We start from the raw sequence: 16,631 nt of genomic DNA, 5'->3' as shown, positions 1-16,631 counted from the left end.
TTCTTCCTTAGCTTTAGAAATCTTACTTTCTGATCTCTTTGATTCTTGCTTTCTTTCCAGAAAGTCCTCTTAAGTAGTAAAGTTTTGATCTTCTTACTTTTCCGATCTTTAAAACTTCAATTTTGTCGATCATAGGTGAGTTTACAGGAATAATTCTCTCTACTCCAACTCCTCCAGTTACTTTTCTAACTGTGAAAGTTTTTGCAATTCCTCCACCGTTTACTCTGATTACTACTCCTTCGAATAACTGTATTCTTTCTTTGTTACCCTCTACAACTTTGTAGTAAACTCCGATAGTATCTCCAGCTTTGAATTCTGGAATGTCGTTTCTTAAGTAGTTTTGCTCTACTAATTGGATTAATTTTTCTTTCATTTTAGCCTCCCTGAATATTCATTTAATATTCCATTAAAGCGGAATATTCGTTTTAATAACTATATTAGTGTATCATAAAATATTAACTTTGTCAATTTAGAAGATTAAAATCTAAAGTTAAAGTTTAATAATGGTAATACTTCAAACAATTCACTATTATCTGCCATATTTACAAGTCCAATTTGTAGCCCTTGTAAATTTTCTGCCATATTTACAAAACCTAATTGTAATCCTTTAATTTGTTTTGCTTTATTAAAAAATCCAAATTGTACTCCTGTCCCTGTTCCTGTAAAGTTAGCCCCTCCTACCTGAACTCCTTTTGTATTATGTCCTACCATATTTACTAAACCAAGTTGTACTCCTGTCATATTTCCACCAACACTATTAAAAGTTAACGGAAGAAAAAACCAACCTAATTTAGCTCCTTCAAAATTCCCTTCTGTTCTATCATAAAAAGATCCTATTGATAGTCCTTTAAAATTTTGTTTTTTATTTGCTATTATATTTACATCTAAACCTTCTACATTTTGATTTTCAGTGTAAATCAATCCCAATCTTACACCTTTTACACTTGTTTGTGGTCCTTTTAACTGTGTAGGTGATAAAAGCCCTAACTCTAAACTTTCAGCTCCAAAAGAAGCTAGTGATAATCCTAATAGCCCTGTTACTAATTTCTTCTTCATTAAATTCCCCTTTTATTTTGATCTTTAATTTTTGCAAAAAATAAAAAAATGGCGCTTCTTGCTGGGCTCGAACCAGCGACAACACGATTAACAGTCGTGCGCTCTACCAACTGAGCTAAAGAAGCACTTTTTTAAGATTGGCAACTTCCTATCCTCCCAGGGGGCTGCCCCCCAAGTACTTTCAGCGTTTATGGGCTTAACTTCCAGGTTCGAAATGTTACTGGGTGTACCTCCATAGCTATCGTTGCCAATCAATATTTATTTGTGTTCTTGAACACTTGAAACTATATAGTAGTATATTAAGGTTAAAACTTCGATATATTAGTATTGGTCAGCTAAAAGTCTCACAACTCTTACACCCCCAACCTATCAACCTCCTAGTCTCGAAGGTATCTTAAAGAGTACTTATCTTGAAGTCAGTTTCCCGCTTAGATGCTTTCAGCGGTTATCTGTTCCAAACGTGACTACCCAGCTGTGCCACTGGCGTGACAACTGGTACATCAGAGGTTTGTCCATCCCGGTCCTCTCGTACTAAGGACAGATCTTCTCAATACTCTAACGCCTACAGTGGATAGGGACCGAACTGTCTCACGACGTTCTGAACCCAGCTCACGTACCGCTTTAATGGGCGAACAGCCCAACCCTTGGGACCTTCTCCAGCCCCAGGATGCGATGAGCCGACATCGAGGTGCCAAACTCTACCGTCGATATGGACTCTCGGGTAGAATCAGCCTGTTATCCCCAGGGTAGCTTTTATCCGTTGAGCGACGACCCTTCCATTCGGAATCGCCGGATCACTATGTCCTGCTTTCGCACCTGCTCGACCCGTCAGTCTCGCAGTTAAGCTCTCTTATGCCATTGCACTCTACGGTTGATTTCCATCCAACCTGAGAGAACCTTTGAACGCCTCCGTTACTCTTTCGGAGGCGACCGCCCCAGTCAAACTGCCCACCTAGCACTGTCTTCGAGGGTACAAACCTCAAATTAGAATTCCGACATAGTATGGTTGGTATTCCACCAGTGACTCCGCGTAATCTAGCGACCACGCATCATAGTCTCCCAACTATCCTATACATACGATGCCAAAACCCAATACCAAGCTACAGTAAAGCTCCATGGGGTCTTTCCGTCCTACTGCAGGTAACCGGTATCTTCACCGGTAATACAATTTCACCAGGCCTCCCGTCAAGACAGCTCTCAGATCGTTACACCATTCGTGCAGGTCGGAACTTACCCGACAAGGAATTTCGCTACCTTAGGACCGTTATAGTTACGGCCGCCGTTCACCGGGGCTTCAATTCGGAGCTCTCACTCCTCCTCTTAACCTTCCGGCACTGGGCAGGTGTCAGCCCATATACGTCGCCTTACAGCTTAGCATAGACCTGTGTTTTTGTTAAACAGTCGCCTGAGACTCTTCACTGCGGCCTCTCATAGCTTTGCGTCGCGTGTACGCTCACCATAAAAGGCACCCCTTCTCCCGAAGTTACGGGGCTATTTTGCAGAGTTCCTTAACGAGAGTTAGCCTGTCCGCCTTAGATTTCTCATCCTGACCACCTGTGTCGGTTTGGGGTACGGGCACTAATATCTTTATAACGCTTAGAAGCTTTTCTCGGCAGTGTGGTATTTGCACCTTCCATCTTACGACTCCTCATCACACCTCACGTTTAGTCTAGCGGATTTTCCTACTAGACCACGCTACATGCTTGAACTGGCACTTCCGTTCGCCAGCGTGCATAACCTCCTGCGTCCCTCCATCACTTGATATCAGTGGCACAGAAATATTAATCTGTTTTCCATTCGCCTACGCAATCTAGCCTCGGCTTAGGACCCGGCTTACCCAGGGGAGACAAACTTTACCCTGGAACCCTTGGTCTTCCGGCGTGGGGGATTCTCGCCCCCATTCTCGCTACTTATTCCTGCATTCTCACTTCTGATACCTCCAGAGTCTCTTATCGATTCTCCTTCAACGGCCTACAGAACGCTCTCCTACCAGTCGCTTACGCAACTCCACAGCTTCGGTTTATAACTTAGCCCCGTTACATTGTCGGCGCAGAGACTCTCGACCAGTGAGCTATTACGCACTCTTTAAAGGTATGGCTGCTTCTAAGCCAACCTCCTGGTTGTTTGTGAATCTCCACCTCCTTTCCCACTTAGTTATAATTAGGGACCTTAGCTGGTGGTCTGGGTTGTTTCCCTTTTGACCATGGAAGTTAATTCCCATAGTCTCACTCCTGAGCTCTAGAATTATGGTATTCGGAGTTTGATTGACTTCGGTAAGCAGTATGCCCCCTAGGTCATTCAGTGCTCTACCCCATAATTGAACACTCAAGGCTGCACCTAAATGCATTTCGGAGAGAACGAGCTATCTCCTGGTTCGATTGGCTTTTCACCCCTAAACCTACCTCATCTCCCAACTTTTCAACGGCGGTGAGTTCGGGCCTCCACTGTGTCTTACCACAGCTTCACCCTGGACAGGCTTAGATCACCAGGTTTCGCGTCTACGCCCAGCGACTATGTCGCCCTATTCAGACTCGGTTTCCCTTCGGCTCCGTTAAACTTAACCTTGCCACTGAACGTAACTCGCAGGATCATTCTCCAAAAGGCACGCCATCACCCCAAAGGGCTCTGACCGCTTGTAAGCACACGATTTCAGGTTCTATTTCACTCCCCTCCCGGGGTTCTTTTCACCTTTCCCTCACGGTACTATGCGCTATCGGTAAGTAAGAGTATTTAGCCTTACGAGATATGGTCCTCGCAGATTCACACAGAATTCCTCGTGTTCCGTGCTACTTGGGAGAGATCATACATTTGATACGGTTTACCTGTACGAGGCTTTCACTCTCTACGGCAGGCCTTTCCAGACCTTTCCAGTTCGGCGTATCAATATGTCGAATACCTTGCAGTTCTTCAGACGATCTTCCCGCTACCCCGTAGATGCAACGGCTGCATCCTTGGCACATCTACGGTTTGGGCTCACCCCCGTTCGCTCGCCGCTACTTAGGGGATCGTTTTTACTTTCTTTTCCTCGGGTTACTTAGATGTTTCAGTTCACCCGGTTCCCCTTTCGTGCTAAGACTCCATCTTAGCAGATTTCTCCATTCGGAAATCTTGGCATCACAGTTCGATTGCAACTCCACCAAGCTTATCGCAGCTTACCACGTCCTTCATCGGCTCTTACTTCCTAGGCATCCTTCGTGTGCCCTTAATATTTTAACCTTGTAATATAATTCATATTATTTAGACAGACTAACTACTCAATTTAAGATTGACTTAAAAATGAATTGTTAGTTAATTTAGAATATTTTCTCAATATCTACTATATAGTTTCCAATGTCCAAGTTTGATAGTAAAGAACACTATCAATCGAATAGAGAAAAAGTTAGTCTCCTTAGAAAGGAGGTGATCCATCCGCACGTTCCCGTACGGATACCTTGTTACGACTTCACCCCAATCGCTAATCACACCTTAGGAACATCCCTCCTTACGGTTAGGCCTGCTACTTCAGGTGCAACCAACTCTCGTGGTGTGACGGGCGGTGTGTACAAGACCCGAGAACGTATTCACCGCAACATGCTGATTTGCGATTACTAGCGATTCCAACTTCATGTACTCGAGTTGCAGAGTACAATCCGAACTAAGAACAGCTTTAAGAGATTAGCTCACCCTCGCGGGTTGGCAACTCTCTGTACTGCCCATTGTAGCACGTGTGTAGCCCAGCGTATAAGGGGCATGATGACTTGACGTCATCCCCACCTTCCTCCTGCTCATCGCAGGCAGTATCGCATGAGTGCTCAACTTAAATGGTAGCAACATACAATAGGGGTTGCGCTCGTTGCGGGACTTAACCCAACATCTCACGACACGAGCTGACGACAGCCATGCACCACCTGTCACTAAGTTCCGGCAAGCCGGCACGAATCTATCTCTAGAAACTTCTTAGGATGTCAAACGCTGGTAAGGTTTCTCGCGTTGCGTCGAATTAAACCACATGCTCCACCGCTTGTGCGGGTCCCCGTCAATTCCTTTGAGTTTCACACTTGCGTGCGTACTCCCCAGGCGGATCACTTATCGCGTTAGCTTGGGCGCTGAGGTTCGACCCCCAACACCTAGTGATCATCGTTTACGGCGTGGACTACCAGGGTATCTAATCCTGTTTGCTCCCCACGCTTTCGCGCTTCAGCGTCAGTATCTGTCCAGTGAGCTGACTTCTCCATCGGCATTCCTACAAATATCTACGAATTTCACCTCTACACTTGTAGTTCCGCCCACCTCTCCAGTACTCTAGAAAAACAGTTTCCAACGCAATACGGAGTTGAGCCCCGCATTTTAACATCAGACTTATTTTTCCGCCTAGACGCGCTTTACGCCCAATAAATCCGGATAACGCTTGCGACATACGTATTACCGCGGCTGCTGGCACGTATTTAGCCGTCGCTTCTTCTGTTGGTACCGTCACTTTCTTCTTCCCAACTGAAAGCACTTTACAATCCGAAGACCTTCATCGTGCACACAGAATTGCTGGATCAGGCTTGTGGCCCATTGTCCAATATTCCCCACTGCTGCCTCCCGTAGGAGTAAGGGCCGTGTCTCAGTCCCCTTGTGGCCGTTCACCCTCTCAGGCCGGCTATCCATCGTCGCCTTGGTGGGCCGTTACCCCACCAACTAGCTAATGGAACGCAAGGCTCTCTCTTGGCGCATATAGCTTTCATAAGTTTCCCATGCGAGAATCTCATAATATCCGGTATTAGCTGTCGTTTCCAACAGTTGTCCCAGACCAAGAGGCAAGTTCCTTACGCGTTACTCACCCGTCCGCCATCCTCGTTACCCGAAGGTAACTTGAATCGACTTGCATGTGTTAAGCATTCTGTCAGCGTTCATCCTGAGCCAGGATCAAACTCTTCATTCAAATATATTTAAAGTCCTAAGACTTACGTTTACACCATTTATTGGTTTGCCATTTCTGGCATTTGTTATTTTCATAACTTCTGACTATTTTCTCTATTCGGTTGTTAATGTCCTTTTCCATAATTCTTGCCGGCGGTGTTTCCCGCTGACAAAAATTATAGTATCATAAATTTTAAAATACGTCAATAACTTTTTTATAAAAAAAATACATATCTATTTTAAATATGTATTTTTTCTTAATTTTATAATGTTTCTGTTGTTTTTTTAGTTATTATTTTTCCTTCTGAATCAAATATAGTTACTCTAACTTTCTTTCCTTTTAGGTTTTCAATTTTCATTGAACTCTCAATTTTAGATTTACCCCCTCTTTCTGTTCTACCTAATTGAGAATCAATTGTATTTACTACAGCTCCTCCTGCACCTAAAACTTCTATTTTTTGCTTTAATAGTTCCGAGCTATTACCTTTTGAATCTGAATCTACAATTATTTTAAATAATGAATGTTTTTCATTATACGAAAGTTTTAAATTAGAAATATTCGTTCCTCTATTTATCTCCCCATAATAACCATAAACACTGATTCCAACTTCTGTTATCATTTTTATTTGAGCATCAACTTTTCCCATTTTCTCTTCTTTATTCTCTTTTAAAGGAATCTCTTTAAACACTACATAGCTTTTATATTCTCCTGATGTCATACTTGCTTCAGGTTTAACTCTAAATCTTACTACTTGTTTTCCTCCTGGTTTAATAGCTACCATCTTTGGATATAATTTTATATAATTATTTAAACTATATTTTTCATATCCTGGTGCATTTTCTAAAAAGCTCTCTAATCTCATAGGACTTGTGGTATTGTTTATCAATGTTATTTCATTTGTATTTACTTTATCTAAACTTATTTCAAATCTAGTTGGAGCTACGCTAAAATTAAACGCATAACTCATTAATGTCAATAAAAAATATAAAATTCCTATCGCTGTTTTCTTTAGTTTCATCTTTTTCCATCACTCCAATTCACTTAATATTTTATCGTACTTTTCATATTTTAAACTTCTATTAAACTTTTTAAATCTATCAACAATAGGATCTTTTAATTCATTGTTTTTTTTCAAAATTTTCCCATTATCATCTATTTCATTCCCATTTTTATACTTAGACTTTTGAGCTATTAATCCAGCCTTATCGTAAATTATTACTTCACCATCTTTCAATCCATTTTTATAATTTACAATAGTTTTTATATCTCCACTTTTATAAAAAAATCTCCACTGGCCTTCTCTTTTATCATTTCGATATTCGCCTTCTAAAATTTGAGCACCATCAATTCCAAATATTTTTATTCCACCATTAATTTTTCCTAATTTAAAATTTGTTAAAGTTTCTAAAATTTCTCCTTTATAGAAAAAAACTGCTTCACCCTCTAAAAGACCATGAAAATACTCTATCTTTGTTAATAACTCTCCTCCATTTCCATATTTTACAACTTTTCCATGTAAAATTCCATCTTCTATATTTTCATACCCTTCCATATTATTATTGGGATAAAAATATGTCCATTGACCATTTGGTTTATCGTAATTATATCTCAGGACTCCTTTTGTATTTCCATTTAAATATTTTATTGTCCATACGCCATGCTTTATTCCATTTACATATCTGCCTTCATAAATAAACTTTTCATTTTTCTCTTGAAAAAACCCTTGAAAAAATCCATTTTTTATTCCATTTTCATATTGTTCTTTTATTCCATTTCCTACTAATTCTCCTGTAAAAGGAGATGTTTCATTAGATATGTAAACTATTTGGTTTTTTAGCATTTTTTTATTTATACTTTCTTTTCTCGAATTAGAAAAAGAAAGATTATATAATACAGTATAAGCAATCAAAAATGTTATAACCCATCTTTTTTTCACTCTCTATTTCTCCTTTTAAAAATTATTTAAAATATCATCTAAATTATATCCCTCTTCATCCTCATCTTGAACTGTAGTCTCCTTTATAATTTCTTGATCATATTTATTAACCAAAATATCATATCCTTCAAAATATTCTCCTTCATCTTCATGATCAAGTACTATGTTAACATCTAATTTATCTTGAGAAAATTTAACACCATCATTTCCTAAATATTTAAACTTCATTTCATACTTCCCCGGTAAGACATTTTCAAAGAAAAACATCCCATCAAATTCTGGATCTATTTCTTGATATAACTCTCCATTCTTTTCTAAAATTACATTGGTCATACTAAGTATTCTAATCAATTCTTTTGAACTTACATTCTCTCCTGGGTTTATATTTCCTGTTACCATGGATACCGCTTGAACTCCAACATCATATTTTGTTCCTATAGATGCCCTTGTTTGAACTTTTCTTTTATCAATAACCTGAGTTAACATAGGATCAATGCTTTTTCTATCTACTTCTACCTTATAATTTTCTAAAGGTAGCAACCCCGAAATAATATATTCTCCATTAATATCTGAAACCACTCGTTTACCATCAACTACTAAAGCAACATCTGATAAAGTTGTTTCTCCATCATCATAAATACCATTATCATTAGAATCTATATAAACTTTTCCAAATATCCAAGAATTATCAACTTGCCTATCTTTTATATCTCTTTTTAAGTTAGATAAGTCTAAAGTTTTTTCTATAGTTACTCCAGCATTTATTCCCCCATCTTCTCTTCTAGAAGTAGGTAATTCAACGTATATACTTCTGTCCAAATAAAGAGTAAAATCTACTGTAAATCTGCTTTTCTCCTCTTCGTTATATAAAAGTTCTGTTCCTAACATGTACTCTATTCCTGTAGACATCAACTCTCTTCTTCTTCCTAATATTTTCAAAGAATAATCTGTTCTCAACGTTTCATTTCTTTCTATATTTGCTTGAAATACCATTGTAAATCCTGATACTCCACCATAACTAATTCCGGGATTTATAGAATAACTTTTCTTATTTTTATTAGAATCTGTTACTTCTACATCTAAAAATAAAGAGAAATTTCTTAAACTTCTATTCTCTAAGCTTATATAATAGCTCTTTTCCTTACTTTTTTCATCTATTTTTAACTCTTCTTGATAACCAAACCCTATTCTTGTAGATAAAAAATCTCTTGATATTCCAATTGAATTATATTGCTTAATACTATTTTCTTCTGCAACAAAATTAGAATAGTTAAAATGTTTAAGTAATAAATTATACTCTTTTATTTTTTGATTTACCCTAATTTCATAACTATTTTCTTGTTTTTCATATTCGTAAAAATTTTGATAATTAATTAAAATCGGATAGCTATTTGATAAATTAAATTTGTAAATAATTTCATTTTTTAACATGCTATATTTTCTATTTTTCTCTGATTCTAACTCAAGAGCACCTAAACCAAATGTTAAATTTTTAGTTAAACCATAACTTACTTCATTTACACTCTGTTTTTTTCTTTTATTTTTTTCTTGACCTAGTTGAAGATTATAGCTCCATTCTTTTTCATTAAGAAGTTTAGAATCCCCTACTGTATAAACTTTTCTAGTTTCTATTTGTCCATTTTTATAATAAATTTTTAGTGAATAATCTCCACCATAATTTCTATCTCTAACTTCAAATATAAAGTTCTTTTCCATTGGTCTTTGATAGTCTAAAAGTACTCCACTTTGATACAACTCGATAATATCTGCCCCTTGTGCCTCTCCCTTAATCGTTGTTATATTCCCTACTGTAGAGCTATATGTATTTTTTTCTCCGAAACTAATCCCCTCTACCATCCCATTTATATTTAAAAAATCTGGAGTTTTAATATAAAAATCACCTAAAATCAAATCATTATCTTTATATACATTATTATATGTTAGATTATAATTTTTTATAGAACTTTCTGGTTCAACAGAGTAATTAACGTAAAAATCTCCATATAAAAATTGAGTTCCATATTCTAAATTTATTTGATTCCCATTTCCTTCTAAATCATTTTTAGAGTAGTTTATCTTTAGTAAACCAGGTGCAAGAATTTGTTTTTCCGGTTTTACTAAATTGAATATATCATCTTCTTTTTTGTCATTTAGTCGAAGTCGTTCAACCTTTCCTTTTTCCCTTATCTCAAAAGGTAAAATAAAATCTGGCTCCAGAACTAATTTTAAATCTTGACTAGACCAAGAAGATTTTTTAAATTTAAAATCGTCCTCTAAAACTTTTATCTCAACATATAAATCTCCATCTATTACAAAACTTTTTCCATTTTTTATCAAAACTTTATATTTTTCATTATCAATTTGAAAATCAACAACTTTTTTTTCTAAATCAAGATTAACTGAATAAACTTCTAAAAAATAAAACAACCCTTTTATAGGTATATATATTTGATCATTTTCAAAGTCATACCTAGCCATAAAAAAGTCATCTTTCAATGCTTTGCTTTTTATTTCTATATATGCCTCATCTAACTCTACCTCTTGAGCTAATAAACCAAATGAAAGAAAAAAGAAAAAAATAGTCACCATACTCAAATAGACTATTTTTATTTTTTTCATCAATCATACCTTACCTTTATTTTCAACTCTCCACTATAATTACCAGGAGAAGCTTTTTTTGTATCTCTTACCTCTCCGACAAATGTAACTCTTCCCTCTCCTCTAGATGTTAATCTAATTTCATAATCTTCATCATCCTTTTTTCCTAACTCGGGACTATATACTTTAACTTTTAAACTACCACTATTATTTTTATTAAATATTTCCACATTTTCTGGATAACTTATCTCAACCTCTCTATTAGGTTCTCCTTCTATTTTTAAATATCCATGAGTCCCTTGGTTAGAAGACATTTTTTGGCCTTGTACACCTACACCTAAATCCATTGGAGTAGTGGAAACTCTTAATCTTCTTATAACATTTAATTCAAGATTAATTTCTATCTCTACCTCTTCATTTTTTTCTTTTCCATCACGTATTACTAAAGTTATTGGTTTCGATCTATATTTTCCACCTAATCTAGTATTACCATTTACGTTAACAGTTGCTATAACTTTTAAATTACATTGACCTTTAGATGAATTTATCATTTGATTATTCTTATCTATATTTGCACTGCCATCAGAAGAAATTAATTCTATATTATTTATTTTAATTAGTTCTTCAATTGTTCCGTTTTCATCAAAAAAATATATATTTCCAAAATTTTCAATTTTATAAGATAGTTCTCTATTTCCAAATCCACTAATTTTAAAAGTACTTGTTGAATACTCTATACGTTGAATCCAATCTCCAATAATTTCTCTATTTACATTTATTTTTGATTTATCTGAATGTATTTTTGCAAAAGTTACTAAATTAAGAACACACAGTAATATCAATATTTTTTTTAGCATATTTCACCCCCTATAATATTTTAATAATTTAATTTTATCTTTTTGCTTTCTAAAATTACTTTTTCTCTATGAACTAATGGAATATACGGTTTATTTTTAGAAATTAAATATACTATCTTATCATATATTTTATCTCTATTTTCTTGCTTCTCCTCATCTTTCAAAATTTCTAAAAATGGTAAAGTTGCATTGTACATCTCTTTATTTCCCATATCATGAACCATTACTTTTCCTAAATTATAAATCAAATATTTTTCATCAAATAGAATATTATAGATAGCTATTTCATAATCTTGTTTTTCCATTTTCATTAAATACGCTTCTTGCTGATAAGGCGTTATATTTACTTGCAGCCCCTTTTCTATTAATTGAGTTTTTAAATTATTTGCAATTTTTAAAGAAATATCATCATTTAGAGTTATTATTTCTATCTTTTCATTTAACAATTTATTTTCTTTTATAATCTCTAATGTATTCTCCTCTTTTATAGTAGATAAGTTGGCTTTAAATAATTTTTTAGGAAAAAATGTATTTGCAATCTCCACATTATAGATATCTTTCACTATTCTTTCTCTGTCTATAATAGAGTCTATAATTTCTCTATTCTTTTTTTTATTAAAAATATTATTCTTATTTCCAAACATAATCGCTATCGTATCTAACTCTTTTGTCTCTATTACATCTGTATTTTCACTAATAACTCCTTCTTTTTTTAGTTCCTTAATTTGTTTTGGACTTAAATCTAAAACTACATCAACAGCTTCATCAAAATATAATAACGCTCTTTTCCTATCACTAACTTCTGATAAAATCTCGATTTTAGAAGGTTTTACATCTTTTCTAAAATACTTATTTTTAGATAGAACAACTTCTTTGTTTGTAATTTTATCCAACTTATACGGCCCAGTTCCATAGATAATTCCATTCACTTCTTTTGTTATAGAACACATATAATATGTTAGCATTGATGTAAATAGCTTGTTTTTTCCCTTTAATTTTATCTCTAATAAATTTTTATCTAACACTTTTACATTTTGAACATCATTGAAGAAATCTTTAAAAACAGCGCTTTCTAACATTCTATCCAACGAACTTTTTACATCTTTAGCTGACATTTTATCTCCATTTTGAAAATAAATATCATCTCTTAATTCAATCTCTAAATTCCTTTCACCGTTCCATGTCCATTTTTGAACTAAATTTGGAACAATCTCACCTTTTTCATTATAATTAAAAAGCGTTTCATAAAGATAATTTACAACTCTTATTGAATACTGATCTTTCATAAAAATAGGATCTATGTTCGTTACTTTTACCGCTTGAACTATTTTCATTTCATCTTTTTCTTCAAAAATTTCCTGTTGAAAATTATCATATTCATTTAATTGAACTTCATCAAAATATATCTCCGATTGTCCAAAAGATAAAGAGATTGTAAAGGTAAATAATATTAGGCATAGATATCTTTTCAATTTTTCACCCTCTTTACACTATTTGTTATTTTTTATTGCAGAATAAAACTCCGTTGCTAGGTCTAATGACTCCTTATTTTCTTCATATATTTTCTCAAACTCTTTGTCATTGTTAACAAATATGTCTACTAATTCTGGATCAAAACTTTTTCCCTTTTCCGCTTTTATAACTTTTAAAGCATCCTCATGAGTTAAAGCATCTCTATGAAATTTTTTCTGTCTCAGCGCATCATAAACATCTACTATTGCTACAATTCTAGCTTCTAGTGGTATATCATCTTTTTCCAGTCCAGAAGGATAGCCTGTTCCATCCCATTTCTCATGATGATATCTCACTATGTTTTCTGCAACACTTCCTAGTTTTAATTTCTTCACCAAATCGTACCCTATATTCACATGCTCTTTAACCTTTTTAAATTCTTCTTCAGTTAATTTAGATGGTTTTTTTAATATTTCTGATGGTATTGCTACTTTTCCAATATCATGTAATGAAGAAAATCTTTTTATATCTTCTTTTGTATCATTAGACAAATTCGCCTTTTCAGATAAAAGAGTCGAATACATTCCTAATCTTTTTACGTGATCTCCTGTATCCTCGTCATTTAATTGATTAGCCATTTCCAAAACTTCTATTAAAGAAAAACTTAACTCCTCTGCTTTTTTTCTATTTTTTTCAGATTTAATTATTAGAATTATCAAAATTATAATAAAAGCAATAACTGGTATCGATATTTTTACAATTAATTTATAATTTTGTGTCACTATAGAATTTTTTAACAAATTATTATCTATTATAGTTTTATCCACTGTAAAGCTTTCTAATATTGTTTCTATTAAATTTGAAAGCTCTCTTTTCTCTTTAGAAATTCCAAAACTAACTCCAAAAGAATCATCTAGTATTCCTGCAACCTTTATTTTATCATCTAAAAAATTATTACTAATTACTCCTGTAAGTATATTAAAATACCCAACTAGATAATCCCCTTTTTGATTTAATAACTTTTCTAATCCTTCTTCATAACTTTCAACTTCTATTATTTCACTGTTTTTTAATACATCTTTTAAATAAACGTAGCTATAATCATCTTTTAAAACTAATACTCTAGTTTTATCTAAGTCTGAAATATTTTGTATAAAACCATCAGACTTTCTATTAGCTACAGATAATTTCATCTCATAATACGGCTTAGTATAATTTATATTTTTGTTATTTTTACTATCTTCTATAGATATCCCTTCTATATCATACTCTCCATCCTTTACAAAATTAAATGGAATACCTATAATTTCTTCCAATTCACGTGAAATATTTATAGTTAAGCCTTGATACTTATTTTTTTGCTCATAATAAAAGGGTAACATAAATTTATCTTTTCCCAATTTCACTTTTATATTTTTATACTTTTCTCTAACTGTCTCATAACTTGGAGTATCCTTTAATAAATATCTATAAAATTCTACTCTATTTTTAGATAAAATTTCTTGTATTTTTTCTCCCTCTAAATTATTTAAAGTGTTTTGAATTTTTTCCTGTATATCTTGTAACCCTTTTTTTATCGCAATCTGTTCATTATATCTAATATTTTCTAACAATTTATAATTTATTTCACCTGAGTTTTTATCATACCAATCTTGAGTTATAAATGCTTCTACTTCTCCACTTTCAAGTTTTTCCAATCCTTCATCGATATTTTTAACTTCTATTTTTTCTAATTCTAAATTCTTATATCTTTCTTGAAACTCTTTTAATCCATGCTGGTTTGGAATATATGCTACTTTTAATTTTTTTATGTTTCTCAAATTTGAAAACATTGAATTTTTATTAACAACAACTCCTACTCTATATATCATAGGGGTATCTATATATTCATATTCCTCTTGACCTTTCTGAGTCTCAATTGTTCTTAATACAACGTCACTATTTTCTTCATCTAATTTTATATCTATTTCCTTGTTATTTAATATATTTGAAAAAAGATCAACATAAACTCCCTGATATTCACCTTCTTCTAAATTTTTATACAAATACATATCTGTCGTATTTGATGGTATTGTTATACTTATATCACTTTGGGAAAAAGTTATATAATTTACAACTATCAAAATTAAAAATATTACTTTTTTCATCGTTCCTCCCTCTAATTTTTTGCAAAAAAAAACTGCAATAGTCCACAAAGACTACTGCAGCTGGCTGCCATTTTAAAGACCCTATAGCTTTGCGTCATAGGGTTTCCCCTACTTTGCCTTATAATATAAAAATTTCTCTTTAATTATAATCAATCACGCTTCTAAAGTCAACATTTTATATCTATTTAGAATAGTTTGGTGCTTCCTTAGTTATAATAATATCGTGTGGATGACTTTCTTTTAAGCCTGCTCCTGTTATTTTTACAAATTTTCCATGAACTTTCAAATCTTCTATTGTAGGTGTTCCACAATACCCCATTCCAGCTCTTACTCCTCCACATAATTGGAATACAACATCTTTCAAGCTTCCTTTATAAGAAACTCTTCCTTCAATTCCTTCTGGCACAAGTTTTTTAGCATCGTTTTGGAAATATCTATCTTTAGATCCTCTTTTCATCGCTGCCATCGAACCCATTCCTACATACACTTTATATCTTCTTCCTTCGTATATAATCTCTTCACCTGGAGCTTCTGTCGTTCCAGCTAAAAGCCCTCCTAGCATAACACAATCTGCTCCTGCTGCTAAAGCTTTTACCATATCTCCAGATAGCTTTATTCCTCCATCTGCAATAACTCCTATTCCTCTTGTTTTACAAACTTCATATACATCATTAACTGCTGATAACTGCGGTACTCCTACTCCTGCTACAACTCTTGTTGTACAAATAGATCCCGGTCCTACTCCTACCTTAACTGCATTCACTCCTGCTTCTATTAAATCTAGAGCTGCTTCAGCTGTTACAATATTTCCACCTATTATATTTAATTTTGGGAAATTTTCTCTAATCTCCTTTATTTTTTGCATAACACCTTTTGAATGTCCATGTGCTGAATCTACTGTTATTATATCTACTCCTGCTTCTACTAAAGCTTTTACTCTCTCTAAAGTATCTGCTCCAACACCTACAGCTCCTCCAACTCTTAATCTTCCTTGAGAATCTTTACATGCAAATGGATACTCAACTAAATTATCTATATCTTTTATTGTTATTAACCCTTTTAATTTCCCATTTTCATCAACTATCGGTAATTTTTCTATCCTATTTTCTAGTAAAATATCTTTTGCTTGATCTAATGTAGTTCCCACAGGAGCTGTTACTAAATTTTCTTTAGTCATTATATCACTTACTAATTGATCCATATCTTTTCTATATTTTAAATCTCTATTTGTTATAATTCCAATTAAAGACCCATCTTCTTCAATTACAGGTAATCCTGATATTTTATATCTTCTCATTATCTCTTCTGCATGCCATACTGTTGAGTCTTTTGTTAAAGTTACTGGGTTTTTTATCATTCCACTTTCGTTTCTTTTTACTCTATCAACTTCTGCAGCTTGGTCTTCTATGCTCATATTCTTATGAATAAACCCTATTCCACCTTGTCTTGCTAAAGCTATAGCCAGATCTCCTTCTGTCACAGTATCCATTGCTGCACTTAAAACTGGAACATTTAATTCGATATCCTTTGTAAGTTTAGTTTTTAAACTTACCTCATGCGGTAATACCTCTGACCTTGCTGGAACTAATAGCACATCATCAAAAGTTATTGCTTCTTTTATTATTTTTCCATTCATCATTTCCTACTGCCTCCAATTTCAATTTTCCAATTTTTAAATAAAGACCTGCACTTTTTTTTAG

The 16,631-nt window shown here is 33.9% G+C and carries 9 protein-coding genes, 1 tRNA gene, 3 rRNA genes and 1 riboswitch; all 13 genes read right to left on the bottom strand.

From position 1 onward, the window contains the following. Positions 1-22 precede the first annotated feature (22 nt). The 13 genes from rplS to guaB all read right to left on the bottom strand — a co-directional run bounded on the left by rplS (position 23) and on the right by guaB (position 16,570). Positions 23-373 (bottom strand): 50S ribosomal protein L19, encoded by a 351-nt coding sequence (gene rplS, locus NON08_RS07970; RefSeq protein ID WP_256690929.1) that lies wholly within the window; start codon positions 371-373, stop codon positions 23-25. Positions 374-477: 104 nt separating this feature from the next. Next, the gene (locus tag NON08_RS07965; protein WP_256690927.1) at positions 478-1,056 is read right to left on the bottom strand and encodes an LA_2272 family surface repeat-containing protein; all 579 of its coding nucleotides are present in this window, start codon (positions 1,054-1,056) and stop codon (positions 478-480) included. A gap of 49 nt (positions 1,057-1,105) precedes the next feature. After that, positions 1,106-1,181: transfer RNA gene (locus tag NON08_RS07960), tRNA-Asn, on the bottom strand. 10 nt (positions 1,182-1,191) lie between these two features. Continuing rightward, positions 1,192-1,308, bottom strand: a 5S ribosomal RNA gene (rrf, locus tag NON08_RS07955). A 49-nt stretch (positions 1,309-1,357) separates the two neighbouring features. Then, positions 1,358-4,272 (bottom strand): 23S ribosomal RNA (locus NON08_RS07950). A 176-nt stretch (positions 4,273-4,448) separates the two neighbouring features. Continuing rightward, positions 4,449-5,962 (bottom strand): 16S ribosomal RNA (locus NON08_RS07945). Together the 16S, 23S and 5S rRNA genes with 1 tRNA gene alongside form the textbook arrangement of a ribosomal RNA operon. 241 nt (positions 5,963-6,203) lie before the next feature. After that, entirely contained in the window at positions 6,204-6,959 is a 756-nt protein-coding gene (locus NON08_RS07940; protein WP_256690926.1) for a fimbria/pilus periplasmic chaperone, read from the bottom strand. A gap of 9 nt (positions 6,960-6,968) precedes the next feature. After that, positions 6,969-7,877, bottom strand: coding sequence for a toxin-antitoxin system YwqK family antitoxin (locus NON08_RS07935; RefSeq protein WP_256690925.1), 909 nt, complete (start codon positions 7,875-7,877; stop codon positions 6,969-6,971). A 15-nt stretch (positions 7,878-7,892) separates the two neighbouring features. Further along, the gene (locus NON08_RS07930; RefSeq protein WP_256690924.1) at positions 7,893-10,496 is read right to left on the bottom strand and encodes a hypothetical protein; all 2,604 of its coding nucleotides are present in this window, start codon (positions 10,494-10,496) and stop codon (positions 7,893-7,895) included. Next, entirely contained in the window at positions 10,496-11,332 is an 837-nt protein-coding gene (locus tag NON08_RS07925) for a DUF4402 domain-containing protein (RefSeq protein WP_256690923.1), read from the bottom strand. The genes NON08_RS07930 and NON08_RS07925 overlap by 1 nt, the downstream gene beginning before the upstream one ends. A 20-nt stretch (positions 11,333-11,352) precedes the next feature. Then, positions 11,353-12,804 carry an ABC transporter substrate-binding protein gene (locus tag NON08_RS07920; protein ID WP_256690922.1) on the bottom strand — a complete coding sequence of 484 codons (1,452 nt, stop codon included), beginning with the start codon at positions 12,802-12,804 and terminating at the stop codon, positions 11,353-11,355. A gap of 18 nt (positions 12,805-12,822) precedes the next feature. After that, positions 12,823-14,931 (bottom strand): HD domain-containing phosphohydrolase, encoded by a 2,109-nt coding sequence (locus NON08_RS07915; protein WP_256690921.1) that lies wholly within the window; start codon positions 14,929-14,931, stop codon positions 12,823-12,825. Between the two features lie 52 nt (positions 14,932-14,983). Further along, positions 14,984-15,059, bottom strand: a riboswitch (cyclic di-GMP riboswitch). Between the two features lie 53 nt (positions 15,060-15,112). Further along, complete coding sequence (gene guaB, locus NON08_RS07910) at positions 15,113-16,570, bottom strand: IMP dehydrogenase (RefSeq protein WP_319941550.1); 1,458 nt, start codon at positions 16,568-16,570, stop codon at positions 15,113-15,115. Positions 16,571-16,631 lie beyond the last annotated feature (61 nt).

Origin of the sequence: Cetobacterium sp. NK01 (genome assembly GCF_024506395.1) — a bacterium.
Classification (GTDB): Bacteria; Fusobacteriota; Fusobacteriia; order Fusobacteriales; family Fusobacteriaceae; genus Cetobacterium_A; species Cetobacterium_A somerae_A.
The sequence above is the reverse complement of the archived record's forward strand: the minus strand, read 5'-3'. Positions and strand labels throughout refer to the sequence as shown.

Coding starts and splice junctions, on each gene's coding strand:
- rplS (WP_256690929.1), bottom strand. CDS start 373: ATGAAAGAAAAATTAATCCAATTAGTAGAGCAAAACTACTTAAGAAAC.
- NON08_RS07965 (WP_256690927.1), bottom strand. CDS start 1,056: ATGAAGAAGAAATTAGTAACAGGGCTATTAGGATTATCACTAGCTTCT.
- NON08_RS07940 (WP_256690926.1), bottom strand. CDS start 6,959: ATGAAACTAAAGAAAACAGCGATAGGAATTTTATATTTTTTATTGACA.
- NON08_RS07930 (WP_256690924.1), bottom strand. CDS start 10,496: ATGAAAAAAATAAAAATAGTCTATTTGAGTATGGTGACTATTTTTTTC.
- NON08_RS07925 (WP_256690923.1), bottom strand. CDS start 11,332: ATGCTAAAAAAAATATTGATATTACTGTGTGTTCTTAATTTAGTAACT.
- NON08_RS07915 (WP_256690921.1), bottom strand. CDS start 14,931: ATGAAAAAAGTAATATTTTTAATTTTGATAGTTGTAAATTATATAACT.
- guaB (WP_319941550.1), bottom strand. CDS start 16,570: ATGATGAATGGAAAAATAATAAAAGAAGCAATAACTTTTGATGATGTG.